Origin of the sequence: Pseudomonas nitroreducens (assembly GCF_014204515.1) — a bacterium.
Lineage (GTDB): Bacteria > Pseudomonadota > Gammaproteobacteria > Pseudomonadales > Pseudomonadaceae > Pseudomonas > Pseudomonas nitritireducens_A.
The window spans coordinates 47,615-71,361 of sequence record NZ_JACHLI010000024.1 but is presented as its reverse complement, the minus strand read 5'-3'; the positions used below and the strand labels follow the sequence as shown (position 1 = coordinate 71,361).

Genomic DNA, 23,747 nt, shown 5'->3' with positions numbered 1-23,747 from the left:
AGAGGCACGATGAGCGAACTGATTCGTGTACCCGACATCGGCAATGGTCAGGGTGAAGTCATCGAACTGCTGGTCAAGGTCGGCGACACCGTCGAGGCCGACCAGAGCCTGCTGACCCTGGAATCCGACAAGGCCAGCATGGAAATCCCCTCGCCGAAAGCCGGCGTGGTGAAGAGCCTGAAGGTCAAGGTGGGCGACACCCTGAAGGAAGGCGACGAGATCCTCGAGCTGGAAGTCGAGGGTGGCTCGGCGGCCGCCGAAGCGCCCAAGGCCGAAGCTCCGGCGCCAGCCGCCGAGGCCCCGAAGGCAGAGGCTCCGGCCGCTGCCCCGGCGCCGGCTGCCGCACCTGCTGCCGCACCTGCTGCCGCCAGCGTCCAGGACATCCACGTCCCGGACATCGGCTCGGCCGGCAAGGCCAATGTCATCGAAGTCATGGTGAAAGCCGGCGACACGGTCGAAGCCGACCAGTCGCTGATCACCCTGGAGTCGGACAAGGCCAGCATGGAAATCCCCTCGCCGGCCTCCGGCGTGGTGGAAAGCGTGTCGATCAAGGTCGGTGACGAAGTCGGCACCGGCGACCTGATCCTCAAGCTGAAGGTCGCCGGCGCTGCTGCCCCGGCTGCCGCCCAAGCTCCGGCTGCTGCACCGGCGCAGGCCGCTGCCGCTCCTGCCGCGGCCCCGGCTCCTGCCGCCAGCGCTCCGGCGCCGGCTGCCGAAGCGGCTCCGGTGGGCGCGCCCAGCCGTGACGGCGCCAAGGTCCACGCCGGCCCTGCCGTGCGCATGGTCGCCCGCGAGTTCGGCGTCGAGCTGAACGAAGTCAAAGGCACCGGTCCGAAAGGCCGCATCCTCAAGGAAGACGTGCAGGCGTTCGTCAAAGAACAACTGCAGCGCGCCAAATCCGGTGCGCCGGCTGGCGCCAGCGGTGGTGCGGGCATCCCGCCGATTCCGGAAGTCGACTTCAGCAAGTTCGGCGAAGTCGAAGAAGTGCCGATGACCCGCCTGATGCAGGTCGGCGCCGCCAACCTGCACCGCAGCTGGCTGAACGTGCCGCACGTGACCCAGTTCGACTCGGCCGACATCACCGAGATGGAAGCCTTCCGCGTGGCCCAGAAAGCCGTCGCGGAAAAGGCCGGCGTCAAGCTGACCGTGCTGCCGATCCTGCTGAAAGCCTGTGCGCATCTGCTCAAGGAAATGCCGGACTTCAACAGCTCGCTGGCCCCCAGCGGCAAGGCGCTGATCCGCAAGAAGTACGTGAACATCGGCTTCGCCGTGGACACGCCGGACGGTCTGCTGGTCCCGGTGATCAAGAACGTCGACCAGAAGAGCCTCCTGCAGCTCGCCGCCGAAGCCGCCGAACTGGCTGAGAAAGCGCGCACCAAGAAGCTCTCCGCCGACGCCATGCAGGGCGCCTGCTTCACCATCTCCAGCCTCGGCCACATTGGCGGCACCGGCTTCACGCCGATCGTCAACGCGCCGGAAGTGGCGATCCTGGGTGTCAGCAAGGCCACCATGCAGCCGGTGTGGGACGGCAAGGCCTTCCAGCCGCGCCTGATGCTGCCGCTGTCGCTGTCCTACGATCACCGCGTGATCAACGGGGCGGCCGCCGCGCGCTACACCAAGCGCCTGTCGGACCTGCTGGGCGATATCCGCACCCTGCTGCTGTAACTGCGTTATCCGAAGGGGCCATGTGCCCCTTCTGCTTCTTCACGAGCACGCCACGCTCGTACTCTCCAGCCCTGCCGGATGGTGGGGCTTCTTTTTGCCTGGATACTTCTGACCGGCGGTCCGCGATCCAGAGCGCCAGGGTTCAACTTCCCGGTGTGACGGCCGATACAGTCCTGGCTTGTCATGGCCCCGTGCCTCATGCAACTCTTGCCAACGCCCATAGAAGTCGGGCGAGGCCATGTCCCTCGTCCAGCACCCTGGAATTCCACCGCGCATGAAGACTCATCCCGATGCCGCCAGCCGTCAGGCGGCCGAGGTTGTCACGCAGCTTCCCGTCCCTTCGAGGCTCGGGATGCTGCGCTTCGAGCGCCTGAATGAACCCAGCTGGACCCTGCTGTTCCTCGACCCCGGCTGCGAACGGCAGATCGGCGTGCCGGCCCAGGACCTCTGCGGCATCCTCGACGCCCCCTACGCCAGCCTGATGGAGCCCGAAGCGCGCCATCGCCTGCATGAGCAGGTACAACAGCAACTGCTCAAGGACGGCCGTTACCGCGTGCGCTACCTGCTGCACTCGCCGCGCGGCACGCTGAACGTGCTGGAGGTCGGCGAAAGCTTCCAGCAACACGGTCGCCAGCTGCTCCACGGCTACCTGCTGCAGACCGAGGCGGACGAGCACGAAACCGAGCTGGACCCGCGCCTGCTCGACCTGGAGGCGCAGAACATCCGCCTGAAGATGTCTCTGGAGATGTACCAGCGCTCCCAGGACGAACACCTGCAGCACCTGGTGCGCTCGCGCACCCAGCAGAACCTCATCGTGCGCCTGGCGCGGCATCGCTACCTGTCCAGCGACCCGCTGCTCGAAGCCGCCCAGCTGATCGCCCAGGCCGCCTGCGAGGCCTACGACGTGGCCCGCGCCGGCCTCTGGCGCCTGCACCCGGACAATCGCCTGGAAGCGGTGACCGTCTACCGCCGCGACACCGACCAGTACGAAAAACCCCAGGACATCGACGCCAGCAACTTCCCCAATTACCTCGACGCGGTGCACAGCGGCCGCGCCATCGACGCCCACAACGCCCAGCAGGACCCGCGCACCCAGGAACTGGCGGCGCGCTACCTGCGCCCGCAGGGCATCAGCGCCATGCTCGACGCGACCATCCGGGTCGGCGGCGAAGTGGTCGGCGTGCTCTGCCTGGAGCATGTCGGCGAAGTGCGCATGTGGCAGAGCGACGAGATCGCCTTCGCCGGCGAGCTGGCCGACCAGTACGCCCAGGTGCTGATGAACCACGAGCGGCGCAACGTCTCCAGCGCCCTGCACCTGTTCCAGCGCGCCGTCGAGCAGAGCGCCAGCGCCTTCCTGCTGATCGACCGCGACGGCCTGGTGGAATACGTCAACCCGAGCTTCACCGCGATCACCCAGTACGGCGCCGACGAAGTGCGCGGCCGCCGCCTGCCGGAGCTGCCGGCGCTGGCCAACCTCAGCGAGCTGCTGTTCGATGCGCGCTCCACCCTGGTCACACAGAACAGCTGGCAGGGCGAGTTCCGCAGCCGGCGCAAGAACCTCGAGCCCTACTGGGGCCAGCTGTCGCTGTCCAAGGTCTATGACGACAAGGGCGAGCTGACCCACTACATCGGCATCTACGAAGACATCACCCAGAGCAAGCTGGCCCAGCAGCACATCGAGAAGCTCGCCTACCGCGACAACCTCACGGGCCTGGCCAACCGGCACTTCTTCATCAACGCCCTGGAAGAACGCCTGCAGGTGGGCAGCGAACACTCGCTGAGCCTGCTGCTGGTGGACATCGACAACTTCAAGCGGATCAACGACAGCCTCGGCCACCAGACCGGCGACAAGCTGCTGGCCAACCTCGCCCGCCGCCTGCGCAGCAGCCTGAGCGACAGCGCCACCCTGGCGCGCTTCGCCAGCAACGAATTCGCCGTGCTGCTGGAAGAATCCGTGGCCGGCCGTGGCGAGAAAGTCGCCGCGCAGATCCTCGACGTGCTCGACAAGCCGCTGTTCGTCGACAACCAGCTGATCAGCATCACCGGCTCCGTGGGCATCGCCTACGCGCCGCAGCACGGCCAGGACCCGCAGACGCTGATGAAGCACGCGGGCCTGGCGCTGCACAAGGCCAAGGCCAACGGCAAGCACCAGGTACAGACCTTCACCGAGGCGATGACCGCCGAGGCCAGCTACAAGCTGTTCGTCGAGAGCAACCTGCGCCGTGCGCTGGTACAGGACGAACTGGCGGTGCACTACCAGCCCAAGCTGTGCCTGCGCAGCGGCGCGCTGCTCGGCCTGGAAGCGCTGCTGCGCTGGCAGCACCCGGAGAAGGGCATGATCCGCCCGGACCAGTTCATCAGCGTCGCCGAGGAAACCGGGCTGATCATCCCCATCGGCAAATGGGTGATCCGCCAGGCCTGCCGCCAGGTGCGCGAACTGGCCGCCAAGGGCCTGGGCGAGCTGCATATGGCGATCAACCTGTCGCCCAAGCAGTTCAGCGACCCGGACCTGGTCGGCTCCATCGCCGCGATCCTCCACGAGGAAGGCATCCCCGCCGGCCAGCTGGAACTGGAACTCACCGAAAGCCTGCTGCTGGACGCCACCGACGACACCCGCCAGCAGCTCGAACGCCTGAAGCACCTCGGCCTGACCCTGGCCATGGACGACTTCGGCACCGGCTACTCGTCGCTGAGCTACCTGAAGAAATTCCCCATCGACGTGATCAAGATCGATCGCAGTTTCATCAAGGACATCCCGGACAACCAGGACGACATGGAAATCACCTCGGCGGTGATCGCCATGGCCCACAACCTCAAGCTGCAGGTGGTCGCCGAAGGCGTCGAGACCGCCGCCCAGCTGGCCTTCCTGCGGCGCAACCGCTGCGACATCGGCCAGGGCTACCTGTTCGACAAGCCCATCCCCAGCCACGACCTCTCCGCCAGCCTGCAACGCTATCCCTGCCGTCCGCACTGAGCTGTCGCGGCGCGGCGTGCCCGCAGCCACGCCCTTGAGCAAGCTCAAACATCCCGCAAAGCAAAACAAACGCTGTAATCTTCGGCGAGTACCCGAGTCTATTGCCGCCCCCATTTCGAGGAGACGAATGCCATGACCCTGCGCTCGCAAATTCTTGCCCACAAGCTGGAACTGCCCAGCTCCGCCCAGGCCCTGCCGGGGCGCGAGAGCCCGATGCCAGTACCCGAAGCGCACTACGTCAATGGTCGTCCGCTGAGCGCTCCCTTCCCGGCCGGCATCCAGCAGATCGTGGTCGGCCTGGGCTGCTTCTGGGGCGCCGAGCGGCGCTTCTGGCAACAACCGGGTGTGTGGGTGACCGCCGTGGGCTACGCCGGCGGCTTCACGCCGAACCCGACCTACGACGAAGTCTGCTCCGGCCTGACCGGCCACAGCGAAGTCGTGCTGGTGGCCTACGATCCGCGGGAAACCAGTATCGAGGCCCTGCTGAAGGTGTTCTGGGAATCCCACGATCCGACCCAGGGCATGCGCCAGGGCAACGACACCGGCACCCAGTACCGCTCGGCGATCTACTGGTTCGACCAGGCGCAGAAGACCGCCATCGACGCCAGCCGCGCCGCCTTCCAGCAGGAGCTGAACGCCAAGGGTTATGGCGAGATCACCACGGAAATCCGCGAGGTGCCGCCGTTCTACTACGCCGAGGCCTACCACCAGCAGTACCTGGCGAAGAACCCCAATGGCTACTGCGGCCTGGGCGGCACCGGCGTCTGCCTGCCGGCCTGAATCGACAGGCTTGCGTCGGCGCAGGAGCGGACTCCGTCCGCGATGGGCCGAGCCCCGTGCCAGGCCTATCGCGGATAAATCCGCTCCTACACAGAGCGGCCCGGCACGAAGGCCCGCACCACAAAAAAGCCCCGGCACTGCCGGGGCTTTTTCATTCAGCGATCAGCCAATCCACCTGGCTGCTGCCTTCGCTCTGCGCCAGCGTTTCGGCCAGCCACGGCAGCAGGCCGCGCAGCTCCTCGTCCAGCGGCCACGGCGGGTTGGCGATGACCAGCCCGGAGCCGTTCAGGCGATCCGCCGTATCGGCCGGATGCACGCACAGTTCCACGCGCAGCAGCTTGGGTGCCGAGCTCTTTTCCAGGCGCTGGTAGAAGCGCTTGAGCTGGCGACGGTCCTTGATCGGGTACCAGATGGCGACCACGGTCTGGCGCATGCGGCCGATGGCCTCGTCCAACGCGGTCACGCAGCGCTCCAGGTCGTCGGGCTGTTCGAACGGCGGGTCGATCAGCAGCACACCGCGCTTCTCCGTCACCGGCAGGAAGGCGCGCGGCAGCAGCCAACCGTCACCCTGGTGCACCGAGATGCGCCGTTCGCCGGCCATGTTGGCCTTGAGCAGGCGACCGTCCTCGGGGTGCAGCTCGTTGAGCATCACCCGGTCCTGCGGGCGGGTCAGGCGGCGCGCCAGCTCTGGCGAGCCGGGGTAGAACTCCAGGCCGCCGTCGGGGTTCAGCGCGCTGACCACGTCCAGGTAATCCTGCAGCAGTTCCGGCAGGTCATCGCGCTCGTAAAGGCGGCCGATGCCCGACTCCCATTCGCCGGTGCGACTGGCTTCATCGCCCAGCAGGTCGTACAGGCCGATGCCGGAATGGCTGTCGAGGTAGGCGAAGGGCGTGTCCTTGCGCGCCATCAGCGCGAAGATGCGCGCGAGGACGATGTGTTTCAGCACGTCGGCGTGGTTGCCGGCGTGGTAGGCGTGGCGGTAGTTCATCGATAGCGGACTCCTCAAGGCGCGCAGTTTAGGTCCTGGGGCGGGTGCGGTGCGAGTCCGCCGTCGCCGGGGCCCGCCGGGAGGCTGGGCGTTTTAGCCCTTTATCACGTTCATGGATGATTCTGTGCGCGCTTCATTCACCAGACTAGACTGCGCCGATTCCCACGGAGGTCGATCCATGTCCGAGACCCTGCTCAGCTCCCGCAACCTCGCTTTCGAACTCTACGAAGTACTCGACGCCGAGGCCCTGACCCAGCGCGAACGCTTCGCCGACCACAACCGCGAGACCTTCGACGCCGCCCTGGGCACCGCCCGCGGTATCGCCGAGGAGCTGTTCGCCCCGCACAACCGCAAGAACGACGAGAACGAACCGCAGTACGTCGACGGCGGCGCGGTGCTCATCCCGGAAGTGAAGCCGGCGGTGGACGCCTTCAACGAGGCCGGCTTCCAGAACGCCTCGCGCAGCTTCGAACAGGGCGGCATGCAGCTGCCGCACCTGCTCTCGCGCGCCTGCTTCGCGCACTTCCAGTCGGCCAACATCGCCACCTCGTCCTACCCGATGCTGAGCATGGGCGCCAGCCACCTGATCGAGACCTTCGGCAGCGAAGAACAGAAACGCCTGTTCCTGCAGCCGATGATCGAGGCACGCTTCTTCGGCACCATGGCGCTGACCGAGCCGCACGCAGGCTCCTCCCTGGCCGACATCCGCACCCGCGCCGAGCCCGCCGCCGACGGCAGCTACCGGATCAAGGGCAACAAGATCTTCATCTCCGGCGGCGACCACCCGCTGTCGGGGAACATCGTGCACATGGTGCTGGCCAAGCTGCCGGACGCCCCGCCCGGCGTGAAAGGCATCAGCCTGTTCATCGTGCCCAAGTTCCTGGTCAACGACGACGGCTCCCTCGGCGCACGCAACGACGTGACCCTGGCCGGCCTGTTCCACAAGATGGGCTGGCGCGGCACCACCTCCACCGCGCTGAACTTCGGTGATAAAGGCGAGTGCGTCGGCTACCTGGTGGGCAAGCCGCACCACGGCCTGGCCTACATGTTCCAGATGATGAACGAGGCGCGCATCGGCGTCGGCATGGGCGCCATCATGCTCGGCTACGCCGGCTACCTGTACTCCCTGGAATACGCCCGCGAACGTCCACAAGGTCGCCCGGTGGATGCCAAGGACCCGACCTCCGCGCCGGTATCCATCGTCCAGCACACCGACGTCAAGCGCATGCTGCTGACCCAGAAGGCCTACGTCGAAGGGGCCTTCGATCTCGGCCTGTACGCCTCGCGCCTGGTGGACGATTGCGAGACGCTGCCCAGCGAAGAAGAACGCAAGCAGGCCCACGAGCTGCTCGACCTGCTCACCCCGATCGTCAAATCCTGGCCCTCGGAGTTCTGCCTCAAGGCCAACGAACTGGCGATCCAGATTCTCGGCGGCCACGGCTACACCCGCGAATACCCGGTGGAGCAGTACTACCGCGACAACCGCCTGAACCCGATCCACGAAGGCACCCACGGCATCCAGTCGCTGGACCTGCTCGGCCGCAAGCTGGCGCAGAACAACGGCGCCGGCCTCAAGCAACTGACCCGCATGATCAGCCAGTGCTGCGAACGCGCCCAGGCGCACCCGTCGCTGGACAAGCTGCGCGAGCCGCTGGAACAGCTGATGGCGCGCCTGTCCGCGACCACCCTGAGCCTGCTCGGCGACCTGATGCAGGGCCGCGTGGCACAAGGCCTGGCCAACTCCGCGCTGTATCTGAAGGTATTCGGCCACGCGGTGATCGGCTGGCGCTGGCTGGAGCAGGCCATCCGCGCCGAGGAAGGCCTGGCGCGGGGCGAGGCTGCCGACGTCGACTTCTACCGCGGCAAGCTGCAGGCCGCGCGCTACTTCCTGACCTGGGAAGTGCCGTCCTGCCACCACGATCTCGCGCTGCTCGAAGCCCGCGACGACACCTGTTCCACCATGCAGGACGCCTGGTTCTAGGCGCCCCGCATGTTCCTTGGGCCCCGGTCACGTCCGGGGCTTTTTTATGCCCGGCGGAAAAACGCAGCGTGGCGCGTGAATCCCAAAGGAGCCCGACCGCATTGAAGGAAGTTTCACACATGAACAACCACCCTGGCTGACAGCGGAAGCGCGGGCATACGCCGTTAAATGGCGCCCGCGCAATTTTTCGTCTGCAAGCCCATGGCCACCTCCCACTTCAGCACCACCTCCCTCAAGCATCGCTGCGTCACGCTGTTCCCGTTGCTGGCCATCACCGTGGCCCTGGGCTGCGTGATCGCGCTGTTCAATACCGGCCCGGCCGACGCGCTGCCGAAGAACGCCTCCTCGATCAGCCTGAACACCTCGCTCAGCTCCGCGCCCATCTTCAGCGATGCCACGGGCGACGCCGCCCAGCACGTCGACGACTACCTGCAGAGCATCGATACCGCGATGAGCAACGGCGCGGCCGTGCTGCGCGGCGGCGATGGCAAGTCGGTCGCCGCACAGAGCCGCTACTTCAATGCCCTGGTCAACGCCGGCTATGCGCAGTTCGGTTCTTCCTACTACGACCCGCTGGGCAGCTGCGGCGTCGCCGGCAGTTCGGCGCGCCACCTCTGGCACGTGCAGATCCGCGCGGTCAGCGGCGAGACGAACATCGCCGCGGAAGTGGCCAAGGCCCGCACCACCCTGCAGCACGATCGCCAGGCCTGCCTGGACGCCGTTCGCCCGACGCTGCTCGACAGCCTCGCCTGGGCGCCTGACGTCCTGGCCTCGCCGAGCCTGGTGCCCAGCTGGGCCGCCGCCGGCCCCTGGCCGGAAAGCGCTGCCGAAGGCTCCGCAACAAACCTTTGACAGCCTTGCAAATCCGCAGGTTAGAATCGATTGGCATGCGGCCTGCATCCTGATCCCTGAGTAGCGTCGCCACTCCCCCATTCCCCAGGAGGTCGACACCTTGGATGCCGTGGCCATCAACAGCTATTTCCTGATTGCTGCTGTGCTGATCGGCATGAGCATCCTGGTCAGCTCGCTGTCCTCGCGCCTGGGCATCCCGATCCTGGTGATCTTCCTCGCCGTGGGGATGATCGCCGGTACCGACGGCCCCGGCGGCATCGGCTTCTCCAACTACCCCATGGCCTACCTGGTGGGTAACCTGGCGCTGGCGGTGATCCTGCTGGATGGCGGCTTGCGCACGCGGGTATCGAGCTTCCGCGTGGCGCTGTGGCCGGCGCTGTCGCTGGCCACAGCCGGAGTGCTGATCACCGCCGGTCTGACCGGCATCGCCGCCGCCTGGCTGTTCAAGCTGAGCTGGATGGAAGGCCTGCTGATCGGCGCCATCGTCGGTTCCACCGATGCCGCCGCGGTGTTCTCGCTGCTGGGCGGCAAGGGCCTCAACGAGCGGGTCACCGCCACCCTGGAAATCGAATCGGGCAGCAACGACCCGATGGCGGTGTTCCTCACCGTGACCCTGATCGACATGCTCGCCCACGGCGAGAGCGGCCTGTCCTGGAGCTTCCTCTGGCACTTCCTGCGCGAGTTCGGCATCGGCTCGGTACTGGGCCTGGCCGGCGGCTGGCTGCTGCTGCAGGTGATCAACCGCATCCACCTGGCCAACGGCCTCTACCCGCTGCTGGCGATCAGCGGCGGCCTGCTGATCTTCGCCCTGGCCAACGCCGTGCACGGCAGCGGCATCCTCGCCATCTACCTGTGCGGCCTGGTGCTGGGCAACCAGCCGATCCGCTCGCGCCACGGCATCATGCACATGCTCGACGGCATGGCGTGGCTGGCGCAGATCGGCATGTTCCTGGTGCTGGGCCTGCTGGTCACGCCCCATGACCTGTGGCCCATCGCCCTGCCGGCCCTGGGCCTGGCGCTGTGGATGATCCTCTTCGCCCGCCCGCTGTCGGTGCTGGTCGGGCTGTTCCCGTTCCGCGCCTTCCATGGCCGCGAGAAAGCCTTCATCGCCTGGGTCGGCCTGCGCGGCGCGGTACCGATCATCCTCGCGGTGTTCCCGTTGATGGCCGGGCTGCCCAACGCCCAGTTGTTCTTCAACGTGGCCTTCTTCATCGTGCTGGTCTCGCTGCTGGTGCAGGGCACCAGCCTGCCCTGGGCCGCCAAGCTGCTGCGCGTGGTGGTGCCGCCGGACCCGGCGCCGATCTCCCGCGCCGGCCTGGAAGTGCACCCGACCAGCGAGTGGGAGCTGTTCGTCTATCACCTGAGCAAGGAAAAGTGGTGTATCGGCGCCGCCCTACGCGAGCTGAAGATGCCCGACGGCACCCGTATCGCAGCGCTGTTCCGCGGCACCCAGCTGCTGCACCCGTCCGGCAGTACCATCCTCGAAGCCGACGACATCCTCTGCGTGATCGGCCACGAGCATGACCTCTCGGCGCTGGGCAAGCTGTTCAGCCAGGCGCCGGACCGCGGCCTCAGCGCGCGCTTCTTCGGCGACTTCGTGCTGGAGGGCGACGCCCAGCTGTCCGCCGTGGCCTCGCTCTATGGCCTCAAGCTCGAAGGCGTGGACGGCGAACAGAACCTCGGTCGCTTCATCGCCCACGAAATCGGCGGCCAGGCGATCATCGGCGACCAGGTGGAATGGAACGGCCTGACCTGGACCGTGGCCGCCCTGGACGGGAACAAGATTCGCAAGGTCGGGGTCAAATTCCCCGAAGGCCGTCCCGGTCCGGGACTCTTCCTCTGACCGCCTACCGGCGCCCGCTTGCGGGTGCCGGCCCGCCAGCACTACCCTCACTCCACTTTTTCGCACGAGCCGCTGACCGCGACCATGTCATTCCTGCTGCGTACCCTGCTGACCGCCGCCCTCCTGGCCGGCTCGCTCACCGGCCTGCCCGCGCTGGCCGCCGATTCCCCAGTGCCCAGCGCCGAGAAGGTGCAGCAGAGCCTGGATGGCCTGGCTGACCGCAAGCTGGCCGACGCCGAGGCCAAGCCGATCAAGGCGAGCCTGGAGAACACCCTCAAGCTGCTGGCGGCCAAGGCCGACAGCGAGCAGCAACTGAGCGAGCTCAAGGGCCGGCTGGCCGATGCGCCCAAGCTGATCAGCGAGAACCAGAAGACCCTCGGCCGCCTCAAGGGCAGCAGCGACAAGCCCGCCAGCCAGCGCTACAACGGCTACAGCGCCACCCAGCTGGAGATGCTGCTCAACGAGCAGTCCACCCAGCTGGCCGCCTGGCAGAAGGAGATGGTCGACGCCAAGAGCGAGATCCTCACCGCGCAGACCCGCCCGGAACGCGCCCAGGCCGACCTGAGCCGCAACCAGAGCCGCCTGCTGGACATCAACACCGCCCTCAAGGCCGGCAAGGAAGGCGCCAAGCCCCTGGCCGAGGAGCGTCGCAACGAGCTGCTTGCCGAGCAGGCCGCGCTGCTCGCGCAGAACCTGCTGCTGCGCCAGCAACTGGCCGGTAACAACCTGCTCCTGGATCTGGCCTCCAGCCAGCGTGACCTGCTGGCCGAGCGCATCGGCCGCGAGGAACGCGAGACCCTCGAACTGCAGACGATGATCAGCGACAAGCGCCGCGAGCAGTCGGAGAAAACCGTCGCCGAGCTGTCCAAGGACAGCACCCAGGCGGCCGGCACCGACAGCCTGCTCAGCCAGCAGAACGCCGCCAACCTCAAGCTCTCCGACTACCTGCTGCGCACCACCGACCGCCTCAACACCCTGACCCGGCGCAACCTCGAGGCCAAGCAGCAGCTGGACAACCTGACCCAGGGCGAGCAGGCCCTCGATGAGCAGATCAACGTGCTGCGCGGCAGCCTGCTGCTGTCGAAGATCCTCTACCAGCAGAAACAGTCGCTGCCGGTGATCAAGACCGACCAGGACCTCGCCGACGAGATCGCCGACCTGCGCCTGTACCAGTTCGAGCTGAACCAGAAACGCGACGAGATCAACAACACCCAGGTCTACCTCGACAACCTGCTGGCCCAGCAGTCGCAGGAAAACGTCACCCCGCAGCTGCGCAAGGACCTCGGCGAACTGGTCGACACCCGCCTGGAGCTGATGGAGCGCCTCAACCACGAGCTCAACGCGCTGCTCAACGAAGCCATCACCCTGCAGCTCAACCAGAAGCAGCTCAAGGAAACCAGCGACAGCCTGCGCGCCACCCTCGACGAGCAGATGTTCTGGATTCCCAGCAACCGCCCGCTGGACCTGTCCTGGTTCAAGATGACCCCGACCCTGCTGCACCACCAGCTGGCCGAAGTGCCCTGGGGCTCGGGCGTGAAGGAACTGGGCGAAGGCCTGATCGACCGGCCCTTCCTGTTCCTGCCGCTGCTCCTGCTGGTCGCCGGCCTGCTGTGGAAGCGCAAATTCCTCTACGACAAGCTGGAATCGCTGAACGACGATATCGGCCACTTCAAGCGCGACAGCCAGGCGCACACCCCGCTGGCGCTGCTGCTCGCCGTGCTGCTGGCCCTGCCCGGCACCCTGGCCCTGGCCATCGCCGGCCTGGCACTGCTGCTCGACGCCCGCGGGCAGAACGCCACCCTGGGCAGCGCGCTGCTGGAGATGGCGCAGGTCTGGCTGGTGTTCTACACCGCACATCGCATCCTGCGGCCCGGCGGCATCGCCGAGCGGCACTTCCACTGGAGCCAGCCGCAGGTGGTGTTCCTCGGCAAGCTGATGCGCCGCCTGGGCCTGGTGGTGATGTCGCTGGTCGCGGTGGTCACCGTCGCCGAGCATTCACCGGCCTCCCTGGCCGATGACGTGATCGGCATCGCCGTGGTGCTGTTCGGCTACGGCGCCATGACCTGGCTGCTCGCCCAGCTGCTGTTCAACAGCCCGTCCAGCGCGCGGCCGTCGATGGTCAAGATGATCGTCGGCCTGGGCTTCACCGCGCTGCCGGTGGCGCTGTTCCTTGCCGTGGGCTTCGGCTATTACTACACCGCCCTCAAGCTCACCGACCGGCTGATCGACACCCTGTTCCTGCTGATGTTCTGGATGGTGGTGGAAGCCACCTTCGTCCGCGGCATGGGCGTCGCCGCCCGCCGCCTGGCCTACCAGCGCGCCCTGAAGAACCGGCAGAACGCGTCCAAGGAAGGCATCGAGGGCACCGAGGTGATCGAGGAGCCGACCCTGGGCATCGAGCAGATCAACGAGCAGTCCATGCGCCTGATCCGCCTGGGCCTGCTGATCGGCTTCGTGGTCACCCTGTACTGGGTCTGGGCCGACCTGATCAGCGTGGTCTCCTACCTCGACAACGTGACCCTCTACCAGTACACCAGCGGCACCGGCGACGCGGCGTCCACCACGCCGATCAGCCTCAGCGACTTCCTCATGGCCATGGTCATCGCCGCGGTCACCGTCGCCCTGGCGCGCAACCTGCCCGGCCTGCTGGAAGTGCTGGTGCTGCAGCGCCTGACCCTGGCCCAGGGCAGCGCCTACGCCATCACCACCCTGCTGTCCTACACCATCAGCGGCGTCGGCTTCGTCAGCGCGCTGTCCACCCTCGGGGTCAGCTGGGACAAGCTGCAATGGCTGGTGGCCGCGCTGTCGGTGGGCCTGGGCTTCGGCCTGCAGGCGATCTTCTCCAACTTCGTCTCCGGCCTCATCATCCTCTTCGAACGCCCGGTGCGGATCGGCGACGTGGTGACCATCGGCACGCTGTCGGGCACCGTCAGCCGCATCCGCATCCGCGCCACCACCATCACCGACTTCGACCGCAAGGAAATCATCGTTCCCAACCAGACCTTCATCACCGGCCAGCTGGTGAACTGGTCGCTGAGCGATACGGTAACGCGGGTGACCATCAAGATCGGCCTGGCCTACGAGACCGACCTGCCGCTGGCGCGCAAGATCATGCTCGACGCAGCGCACGCCAACACCCGCATCCTGCGCGACCCGGAGCCGGTGCTGTACTTCACCATGATCAGTGCCAGCACCTTCGACTACGAACTGCGCTTCCACGTCCGCGAACTGGGCGACCGCAACCCGGCGGTGGACGAGACCCTCACCCGCATCGCCCTGGCCTTCCGCGAGAACAACATCGACATGGCGTTCAACCAGGTCGACGTCTTCGTAAAGAACCCGCAGGGCCACGAAACCCAGCTCGAAGCCGGCCAGCAGGCCGGAATCGCGGCCGCGGCGCTGCAGAACAAACCCAGCGGCGACAAGGCCTGAGGGTGGACGCCTGCGGACATGTCCGAGCACAATGCTCGGACATGTTCCGGAGTTGCCCGTGAAAAAGCTCGACGAACTGACCTTCGATAACCGCTTCGCCCGCCTGGGCGACGTGTTCTCCACCCAGGTCCTGCCCGATCCCATCGCCGACCCGCGCCTGGTGGTCGTCAGCCCAGCCGCCATGGCCCTGCTCGATCTCGATCCGAGCGAAGCGGACAAACCCGTCTTCGCCGAGATCTTCGCCGGCCACAAGCTCTGGGAAGAGGCCGATCCGCGTGCGATGGTCTATTCCGGGCACCAGTTCGGTTCCTACAACCCGCGCCTGGGCGATGGCCGCGGCCTGCTGCTGGGCGAAGTGGTCAACGCGGCCGGCGAACACTGGGACCTGCACCTCAAGGGCGCCGGGCAGACGCCCTACTCGCGCATGGGCGACGGCCGCGCGGTGCTGCGCTCGTCGATCCGCGAATTCCTCGCCAGCGAATACCTCGCCGCCCTCGGCATCCCCAGCAGCCGCGCGCTGTGCGTCACCGGTTCGAGCACCACGGTGTGGCGCGAGACGAAGGAGACCGGCGCCATGCTGCTGCGCCTGGCGCCCAGCCACGTGCGCTTCGACCACTTCGAATACTTCTACTACACCAAGCAGGAAGAGCACCTGAGAACGCTGGGCGAGTTCGTCCTGCGCGAATACTTCCCCGAGTGCCTGCAGGACGAAAAACCCTATCTGGCCTTCTTCCGCGAAGTGGTCGAACGCAACGCGCAGATGATCGCCTGCTGGCAGGCCTACGGTTTCTGCCACGGTGTGATGAACACCGACAACATGTCGATCCTCGGCATCACCTTCGACTACGGCCCCTACGCCTTCCTCGACGACTTCGACGCCAACCACATCTGCAACCACTCCGACGACAGCGGCCGCTACTCCTTCAGCAACCAGGTGCCCATCGCCCACTGGAACCTCGCCGCCCTGGGCCAGACCCTGGTGCACTTCGTCGAAGTGGACGACCTGCGCGCCACCCTCGACCTGTTCCTGCCGCTCTACCAGGCCCATTACCTGGACCTGATGCGCCGCCGCCTGGGCTTCACCACTGCCGAGGAAGGCGATCTGGAACTGGTACAGCGCCTGCTGCAGACCATGCAGAAAGGCGCAGTGGACTACTCACTGTTCTTCCGCCGCCTCGGCGAACAAGCGCCCGAGCAGGCGCTGGCCGTGGTGCGCGAGGACTTCGTCGACCTCGCCGGCTTCGATGCCTGGGCCGCCGACTACCAGGCCCGCGTCGCTCGCGAAGGCGGCAGCCAGGAGGAACGCCGCGCCCGCATGCACGCGGTCAACCCTCTCTACGTGCTGCGCAACTACCTGGCCCAGGAGGCGATCAGCGCCGCCGAGCAGGGTGACTACGGTCCCGTTCGTCGCCTGCAAGAGGTGCTGAGCAAGCCCTTCGAGGAACAGCCGGACGCCGAGGCCTTCACCCGCCGCCCGCCGGACTGGGGCAAGCACCTGGAGATCAGCTGCTCCTCCTGAGGCGGTTATAAGCTCAGCCAAAAGCGATCTAGCGGCGCCCCGGCCACCTTGCTCCCGGTCATTGACCGGCAGCGGGCGTCGCTCGCATCCTCGGGGCTTTCTGCCACAAGGACGCTCGAACAATGAAACCGGAAACCCTGGCCATCCACGCCGGCTACAGCCCCGACCCGACCACCAAGGCCGTGGCGGTGCCGATCTACCAGACCAGCTCGTACGCCTTCGACGACACCCAGCACGGCGCCGACCTGTTCGACCTGAAGGTCGCCGGCAACATCTACACGCGCATCATGAACCCCACCAACGCGGTACTGGAGGAGCGTGTGGCCGCCCTGGAAGGCGGCGTCGCGGCGCTGGCCGTGGCTTCAGGCATGGCCGCCATCACCTACGCCATCCAGACCGTCGCCGAAGCCGGCGACAATATCGTTTCGGTGGCCAAGCTCTACGGCGGCACCTACAACCTGTTCGCCCACACCCTGCCGCGCTTCGGCATCCAGACCCGCTTCGCCGCCCATGACGACATCGCCGCCCTCGAAGCGCTGATCGACGAGCGCACCAAGGCGGTGTTCTGCGAGTCCATCGGCAACCCGGCGGGCAACATCGTCGATCTCCAGGCCCTGGCCGACGCCGCGCATCGCCATGGCGTGCCGCTGATCGTCGACAACACCGTCGCCACGCCGATCCTCTGCCGGCCGTTCGAGCATGGCGCCGACATCGTCGTGCACTCGCTGACCAAGTACATCGGCGGCCACGGCACCAGCATCGGCGGCATCGTCGTCGACTCCGGCAAATTCCCCTGGGCCGACAACAAGGCACGCTTCCCGCTGCTCAACACGCCGGACCCGTCCTACCACGGCGTGACCTACACCGAAGCCTTCGGCCCCGCCGCCTTCATCGGTCGCTGCCGCGTCGTACCGCTGCGCAACACCGGCGCCGCGCTCTCGCCGTTCAACGCCTTCCTCATCCTGCAGGGCCTGGAAACCCTGGCCCTGCGCATGGAGCGCCACTGCGAGAACGCGGTGAAGGTCGCCCAGTACCTGCAGGACCACCCGCAGGTCAGCTGGGTGAAATACGCCGGCCTCGCCGATCACCCCGAGCAGGAACTGGCGCTGCGCTACATGGGCGGCAAGCCGGCGTCGATCCTCTCGTTCGGCATCAAGGGCGGCCAGGAAGCCGGCGCGCGCTTCATCGACGCGCTCAAACTGGTGGTGCGCCTGGTGAACATCGGCGACGCCAAGTCGCTGGCCTGCCACCCGGCGTCCACCACCCACCGCCAGCTCAACGACGAGGAACTGCAGAAGGCCGGCGTGCCGCGCGACATGGTGCGGCTGTCGATCGGCATCGAGCACATCGACGACATCCTCGCCGACCTGGCCCAGGCGCTGGACGCCGCCAAGGCCTGATGCGGCGCAGACCGTGTGAGGCTCCGCCGGGGCGCCTCACACGGCCTGCAATATCTCTTTGCCATCATTTTGCGGGCGACCCCGCAGTTTTTCCGTAGAATGCCGCCCCAGCGCCGCCAGCCAGGGCGCGACCACGCCCAGCTCCACGCCAGCGAAAAGGGAATTGCGCGGCCCTCCAGCGCTCCCCCTCCTCCGTCATCCGCTCTGCGACCCGCCTTCCGGCGCGGCCGGTGGATAACTTTTTTCGCCTGCCACCATCGGGTTCCGGCCCTGCCTGCCGATAGTGCAGGGACGTGGTTCGCCACCCTGGCCCCCAACAAGAACAATCTCCGAACGGCCTGACTTCACACAACCTTTCCTGGAGATCGTCAATGAACAGCTGGATTTCCAACCTGAGCGTGAATCTCAAGTTGGCCCTGGGCTTCGGCCTGGTCCTCGCCTTTACCGCCATCCTCGCCATCGTCAGCTGGGTCGGCCTGGGCTCGCTGATCGACCGCAGCAACTGGATGAGCGACATCACCGAGCTCAACTCGCGCCTCACCAAGCTGCGCATCACCCGCCTGCAGTACATGATCGCCGACGGCGCCGAACAGGAAGCCGCCAACGTCATGTCCACCCTGGCCGACTTCAAGGCGCAGCAGCAGAAACTGCGCGCCAGCTTCGTCAGCCCCGAGAACGTGCGCCTGCTCGACCAGCTCGGCGGCATCATCGGTGACTACGAGAAGTCCCTCGCCGCCATGCGCAGCGGCTACCAGAGCGCCAGCGTCACCCGCAGCGCCCTGCAGGACAACGCCGCCCGCGCAACCGAGCTGACCGCGCAGATCCAGCAGGACATCCTCAAGGCCCCCGCCGACGAGGAGCGCGCCACCCGCTTCCAGGCCATCACCGGCACCCGCGAAGACCTGCTGCAGGCGCGCTACGACGTGCGCGACTACCTCGCCACGGCGCTGACCAGCAACGGCGACGGCGTCACCCGCCAGCTCGACGACAGCATCGCCGGCCTGCCCACGCTGGAAAGCGTGCTCGGCATCGCCGAAGCGCAGTATGTCCAGCAACTGGGCAGCGCCCTGCGCGCCTACCGCGATGCGGTTGTCACCCTGCGCCAGAACATGGCCGCCATCGTCCAGGCGCGCAAGGAGATGACCAGCCAGGGCCAGGACATCGTCAAGATCAGCGAAAATCTCTACCAGCTGCAACTCGACCGCCGCGACGCCGAAAGTGCCCGCGCCCGCAGCCTGCAGACCCTGGTGACGCTGCTCGCGCTGGTGCTGGGCAGCATCGCCGCGCTGATCATCACCCGCCAGATCACCCGCCCGCTGCACGACACCATGGCGGTGGTCGACCGCATCGCCGCCGGTGACCTGTCGCAGACCATCCAGGTCAGCCGCCGCGACGAACTCGGCCGCCTGCAGCAGAGCATGCAGCGCATGAGCCAGAGCCTGCGCGAGCTGATTGGCGGCATCCGCGACGGCGTCACCCAGATCGCCAGCGCCGCCGAGGAACTCTCCGCCGTCACCGAACAGACCAGCGCCGGCGCCAATACCCAGAAGGTCGAGACCGACCAGGTCGCCACCGCCATGCACGAGATGTCCGCCACCGTGCAGGAAGTCGCGCGCAACGCCGAGCAGGCCTCCCAGGCCGCTTCCGCCGCCGACCACCAGGCCCAGGACGGCGACCGCGTGGTGAACCAGGCGGTGGAACAGATCGAGCGCCTGTCGGCGGAAGTCGAGCGCTCCGCCGAGGCCATGCAGCGCCTGGAACAGGAAAGCGAGAAGATCGGCAAGGTCATGGACGTGATCAAGTCGGTGGCCGAGCAGACCAACCTGCTGGCCCTCAACGCCGCCATCGAAGCCGCCCGTGCCGGCGAGGCCGGACGCGGCTTCGCCGTGGTCGCCGACGAAGTGCGCGGCCTGGCCCAGCGCACCCAGCAATCCACCGAAGAGATCGAAGCCCTGGTCGCCGGCCTGCAGAGCGGCACCCGCCAGGTCTCCAGCGTCATGCTCGGCAGCCGCGAACTCACCGCCAGCAGCGTCGCCCTGAGCCGCCAGGCCGGCGAATCGCTGGGCGAGATCACCCGCACCGTCTCCAATATCCAGGCGATGAACCAGCAGATCGCCACCGCCGCCGAACAACAGAGCGCCGTGGCCGAGGAAATCAGCCGCAGCGTGGTCAACGTCCGCGACGTCTCCGAACAGACCGCCTCGGCCAACGAAGAAGTCGCCGCTTCCAGCGTCGAGCTGGCGCGGCTGGGTGGGCAGTTGCAGACGTTGGTGAGTCACTTCCGGGTTTGACCCGAAGGGCCGCTGGCATTCCCAGCGGCCATCGGCCCAGGCTGCGCATCTGCAAAGTCAACGCAGTGGGAACCCCGCTGGCTCTGGATGCTCGTGGTTCGCTACCGGGCCACTCTCCACCGCAGCCGACCCTCTGCAACATCACCGCCGATCAAAAATCGATTTGCCTGCCGCCGATTCGAGTTTCACTACCGTCCTGACCGGCAACCACAGCCGAAGCGCTGACTGCATTTTGATTCGCCCAATCGCGAAGTTTTATAAACTCGTCCTTGCGCATTTTGCTCATGGGGACCAAACGCGAAATGGTGGTTTCAAAATCAGCCATGGTCAGGTCACTTGCAGCGTCAGAGCCATTCATTCGCCGCGAGAAGGCTTCAATCAGCGACTCCCCAACCCAGGCTTCGATTTCAGCCCCCGAAAGCACAACATCCTTGCCAAAATTCGATTCGCCGCCGAGAGCAGACAATCGGTCCAGGTCAAACTTCTCCGGGTCACGCTTCAATTTCTTCAGATGTATTTCCAGAATCTTCTTTCTTTCCAATGACGACGGGAAGTCCACGAAGAATATTTCATCGAAGCGCCCCTTCCTCAATAATTCCGGCGGCAAATTATTGATATTGTTCGCAGTAGCAAATACAAAAACAGGCGATGTCTTTTCTTGCATCCAGGTCAGCAGCGTGCCGAATACGCGTGAAGCCGTACCGCCATCGGATGATCCTCCGGAAGAGCCGGAGAGTCCCTTTTCAATTTCATCAATCCACAATATGCAGGGCGAAACAGCTTCGGCGGTACGTAGCGCGGAGCGAATGTTGGACTCTGAAGAGCCAACCAGCCCCTGGAAGATCTTGCCCATGTCCAATCGCAATAATGGCATGTTCCACGATGACGATACGCATTTCGCAGTCAGAGACTTACCGCAACCGGGAACCCCGGTTAAGAGCAACCCCTTCGGGGTGCCGACACCAAACTCCTGAGCAGCCTGCCCGAAACACTGGCTGCGTAGATGAAGCCATTTCTTGAGCGTTGCCAGGCCCCCGACATCATCAAGATCCACCTTTGAGTCGATATATTCGAGGATGCCGGTTTTTCGAATGATCTGTTTTTTCTCGGAAAGCAGATCCTTTACCGTATTTTCATTGACGCTCAGGCTCGATACCAGGGAACGAGACAAGCTATTGTCAATTTCCAATCCTGTGAGGCCCAAAGCTGCGTCAATGAGCTTTTCCCTGGCGTCGCCAGTCAGATCGATCTTGACACTGCTGTTGCCCTGCCAGGAGTTGATGAAGTTATTCACCTGTCCCTTGACTTCATCCCGTGACGGCAAAGGGAAATCAATCAGGGTGATTTCCTTTTGCAGGTCGTTGGGAATTTCTAAGGTGGGCGCCACGATAATGCAGTTGCTCCGATATCCGCGTGAGCGAATATTGATGGCAAAGTCTCGAAGCCGGCGACGATAGACAGGATTACAGCTTGAGGCAAGATAGTTATGGGCATCACAAAAAACAAAAATGTTCTTGCTGCTCTCCTCTTTTGCCCTGTCCTCGCAAAAATCCAGGGCCACCTTCAAATCAAAGGTTTTATCTCCGGCCACGGATCCATTGATCTGGACGCCCTGTGTCGAGTTCCAGACGAACAAACGATGACCAAGCGCCTTGGCAATCTCGGAAATCTCAAGGAGCGCGCGCTCCTCTTCGAATGACTCAATGACCAGAACCGCATAACGCGCCTTCAGGTAATCTGTTATCTGTTTGGTGCGATTCATACCTGACATCCCTGCACTTGAACTGAATTATATGTTAACCGGAAGTCCGGTCTTGGTGACACTGGAGTTTGAAACAACAAACTCTACAACTCTTCTGGTGCGAAAGAAGTTAATGTCAACCCTGTCACTGGTCTTGATGATCTGCTTATGCTGATAGGGATGTTCCGCGTTATACCGGTAGCGGCCGGCCAGCGTCACATCGACGGCTTTGACGACGCGAATCATGGCTTCATTCTGGAATATTTCTTTTGGCGTATAGCCTGTATAAAGTATCCAGTTTTTCTCGGTACCGACGGCATGTATCAATTGTTCGAGGGCTGGCGCCTGATCCAGCGGTTCGCCTCCAGAAAGAGTAACCCCTGCGATATTCAGCGAATTAATCTTCTGCGCCAATTCATCGACAGGCATCAGCGTAATTGCTTCGCGAGCATGGGTATCCTGATTGAAACACCCCTTGCAATTCAATACACAGCCCTGCACCCATAACGTCAAGCGCAACCCTGGCCCATTAACGCAGCTCAACTCCATGTGGTGTACATTGATTTCCATTTACAAGTTCGCGCTGAGAATTTGCAGGGTTTGTTCTTCATGGACGACGGTATATTCCGGCTTCCACTCCGTCACCAGTTCTGCAGTGGGCCTGGAAAGCAGAGCCTCAAGCTCCTCGGTAAGCCTTGTGCAGATATCGCCTTTCACACCACGCACCTCCTCCATGATTTCATCACCGGAAAATGTCACAAGGATGCTGTATTCGTAGTGAGCCCCAAATTCAACCTCGAACCCTTGAAGCGTTTCTTTCACTCTTGCTGGAACACCTGATGCTTCTATGCGCTTGACGGTTTCATCGATAGCTACACTGATGTACGCCTTCTGGAAGACCGAAGCCAAACCAGCTTTGACCGCTTCATCATCGGCCGAAACAATTTCCCGCTCGATAAGGAGCTTGTAGAAGCCCTCCTCAATCTGGCAAACAAACAGATTGAAGCCTTCGACCGTCTGCCCTCGAACAGCTCTGAATTGCTGTATCCCCATGTAGCCGAAGTTGGCCAGGACTTTTTTACTGAACTCACCGGGATATAAGGCAACCAGATCTGTCGTTGGTTTGAGGCCCATCTTGCCGAACGCCTTGGCAATGGTTTCTTCATCAACATAAGAAAATTCAAATTTCGTGCAATGAGACATATTAAATTTCCAACTGGCGCCCTGGAGTAATTTCTTCGGCATCCCGGATAGCAGTGAATGCCTCGGAACTCAATTCAATGTTGCGCATAGGCACTGGGGATACAGGCGTAGTCTCGGGCGCAGAAGCCTGTAAAGTAGCGACAGGAACTTCAGAGCTGGCAACTACCCGACGCCTTGGCGCTGCCTGTGTCGCGCCACTGCCACCAAGGAGACTTGCATCGATCGTTTCCAGCAGCTTTCTTATTACCAAAGTGGGGCTTGATGTGATCTTTTCATATAGCCCAACGCACAGCAAGACACAGGCACCATCACTGAATTGCAACTTGACGAAATAGCGCTGATCTTCATCACCAATAATGCCAATGTGCGAAACCTGATCAAGATCTCGTGACAGCTTCTTCCAAGAAACTCCATCAAACGACGCCACAATCAGCTTTGTCGCGGTTGCGGCAAAAGCATTGCTGCCGGCCTCGATCTCGTCTAAATAAAAATTCTGGTAGCTGACCAGAATTTTTTCCCCGACAGCAAAACCCAGAGCGGTAGCCAGGTATTCATTCGCCGAAAAATCTATATCCGCATGAAATTTCAAACTTTTCGAATAAAAATATAGCCCCAAGAACCCAAGCAGCCAAAAGACTACTGCCGTACCCGTATGTCCTGGAGCAAGAACCCAATAAGCCGCGACAATAAGAGTTACCAGCCCGTAACCGTAGTTTATCGCACTCTGCGTAGTGAGCCTCTTATCTCTATAGAATTTAAATGTTTTTCCTGGGATATATTTTTTTGCAGGCGCAAATACCAGAGTGCACGCACCAAAAAAAATCAGGCCAATAAACCCCATTACAGCCTGATGCTTTTGCCCACTTCTCAGCCCGTCAAGAAACATTCCCGCACCGGCAACTATGAGCACAGGCAAGAGCACGAGCACTGTAAGCCCCGCAGCCTTGCCCTTGGTTTCCATCAGCATTTTCCACATCGGGATAGTCTCTATCATGCACAAACCTTCCAGGGCTGGTTCCGAATCGCGTAATGAGGGGCTGACTTTAGAGCTACTCGCTGTGTGACGCTACATGACGAT

Annotated in this window: 15 protein-coding genes; 10 read left to right on the top strand and 5 right to left on the bottom strand. The window is 64.1% G+C overall.

The genetic code is table 11. From position 1 onward, the window contains the following. Nucleotides 1-9: 9 nt before the first annotated feature. The 3 genes from aceF to msrA all read left to right on the top strand — a co-directional run bounded on the left by aceF (nucleotide 10) and on the right by msrA (nucleotide 5,419). Entirely contained in the window at nucleotides 10-1,665 is a 1,656-nt protein-coding gene (gene aceF / locus HNP46_RS24780; protein ID WP_184594290.1) for a dihydrolipoyllysine-residue acetyltransferase, read from the top strand. A gap of 274 nt (nucleotides 1,666-1,939) precedes the next feature. Further along, nucleotides 1,940-4,639, top strand: a complete 2,700-nt coding sequence (locus HNP46_RS24775; RefSeq protein ID WP_184594288.1) for a putative bifunctional diguanylate cyclase/phosphodiesterase — start codon at nucleotides 1,940-1,942, stop codon at nucleotides 4,637-4,639. A 132-nt stretch (nucleotides 4,640-4,771) separates the two neighbouring features. After that, nucleotides 4,772-5,419 (top strand): peptide-methionine (S)-S-oxide reductase MsrA, encoded by a 648-nt coding sequence (gene msrA, locus HNP46_RS24770; RefSeq protein WP_184594286.1) that lies wholly within the window; start codon nucleotides 4,772-4,774, stop codon nucleotides 5,417-5,419. A 151-nt stretch (nucleotides 5,420-5,570) separates the two neighbouring features. Here msrA and HNP46_RS24765 read toward each other — a convergent pair whose 3' ends face one another. Beyond that, a complete protein-coding gene (locus HNP46_RS24765; protein WP_184594284.1) occupies nucleotides 5,571-6,407 on the bottom strand; it encodes a 23S rRNA (adenine(2030)-N(6))-methyltransferase RlmJ in 837 nt (278 codons plus the stop codon). 178 nt (nucleotides 6,408-6,585) lie between these two features. Between HNP46_RS24765 and HNP46_RS24760 the strand changes: the two genes are divergently transcribed. From HNP46_RS24760 to HNP46_RS24730, 7 genes are all read left to right on the top strand, one after another. Then, the gene (locus HNP46_RS24760) at nucleotides 6,586-8,388 is read left to right on the top strand and encodes an acyl-CoA dehydrogenase (protein ID WP_184594282.1); all 1,803 of its coding nucleotides are present in this window, start codon (nucleotides 6,586-6,588) and stop codon (nucleotides 8,386-8,388) included. Nucleotides 8,389-8,589: 201 nt separating this feature from the next. Then, nucleotides 8,590-9,240, top strand: coding sequence for a hypothetical protein (locus HNP46_RS24755; RefSeq protein ID WP_184594280.1), 651 nt, complete (start codon nucleotides 8,590-8,592; stop codon nucleotides 9,238-9,240). A 100-nt stretch (nucleotides 9,241-9,340) separates the two neighbouring features. Next, complete coding sequence (locus HNP46_RS24750) at nucleotides 9,341-11,083, top strand: potassium/proton antiporter (protein ID WP_184594279.1); 1,743 nt, start codon at nucleotides 9,341-9,343, stop codon at nucleotides 11,081-11,083. An 84-nt stretch (nucleotides 11,084-11,167) separates the two neighbouring features. Beyond that, a complete protein-coding gene (mscK, locus tag HNP46_RS24745) occupies nucleotides 11,168-14,515 on the top strand; it encodes a mechanosensitive channel MscK (protein ID WP_184594277.1) in 3,348 nt (1,115 codons plus the stop codon). A 58-nt stretch (nucleotides 14,516-14,573) separates the two neighbouring features. Then, a complete protein-coding gene (gene selO / locus HNP46_RS24740; RefSeq protein ID WP_184594275.1) occupies nucleotides 14,574-16,034 on the top strand; it encodes a protein adenylyltransferase SelO in 1,461 nt (486 codons plus the stop codon). Between the two features lie 122 nt (nucleotides 16,035-16,156). Continuing rightward, the gene (locus HNP46_RS24735; protein WP_184594272.1) at nucleotides 16,157-17,434 is read left to right on the top strand and encodes a bifunctional O-acetylhomoserine aminocarboxypropyltransferase/cysteine synthase; all 1,278 of its coding nucleotides are present in this window, start codon (nucleotides 16,157-16,159) and stop codon (nucleotides 17,432-17,434) included. Nucleotides 17,435-17,805: 371 nt separating this feature from the next. Then, on the top strand, nucleotides 17,806-19,725 hold the full coding sequence (locus HNP46_RS24730) for a HAMP domain-containing methyl-accepting chemotaxis protein (RefSeq protein WP_184594270.1): 1,920 nt from the start codon (nucleotides 17,806-17,808) through the stop codon (nucleotides 19,723-19,725). A 151-nt stretch (nucleotides 19,726-19,876) separates the two neighbouring features. On the opposite strand, the gene HNP46_RS24725 is transcribed toward HNP46_RS24730, so the two are convergent. The 4 genes from HNP46_RS24725 to HNP46_RS24710 are packed head-to-tail and all read right to left on the bottom strand — an operon-like array spanning nucleotide 19,877 to nucleotide 23,663. Next, entirely contained in the window at nucleotides 19,877-21,487 is a 1,611-nt protein-coding gene (locus HNP46_RS24725) for an AAA family ATPase (protein WP_184594268.1), read from the bottom strand. Between the two features lie 27 nt (nucleotides 21,488-21,514). Beyond that, a complete protein-coding gene (locus HNP46_RS24720) occupies nucleotides 21,515-22,036 on the bottom strand; it encodes a 4Fe-4S single cluster domain-containing protein (RefSeq protein WP_184594266.1) in 522 nt (173 codons plus the stop codon). Further along, nucleotides 22,037-22,669 (bottom strand): DUF2997 domain-containing protein, encoded by a 633-nt coding sequence (locus HNP46_RS24715; protein ID WP_184594264.1) that lies wholly within the window; start codon nucleotides 22,667-22,669, stop codon nucleotides 22,037-22,039. Nucleotide 22,670: 1 nt separating this feature from the next. Beyond that, nucleotides 22,671-23,663, bottom strand: a complete 993-nt coding sequence (locus HNP46_RS24710; RefSeq protein ID WP_184594262.1) for a hypothetical protein — start codon at nucleotides 23,661-23,663, stop codon at nucleotides 22,671-22,673. Between the last annotated feature and the right edge of the window lie 84 nt (nucleotides 23,664-23,747).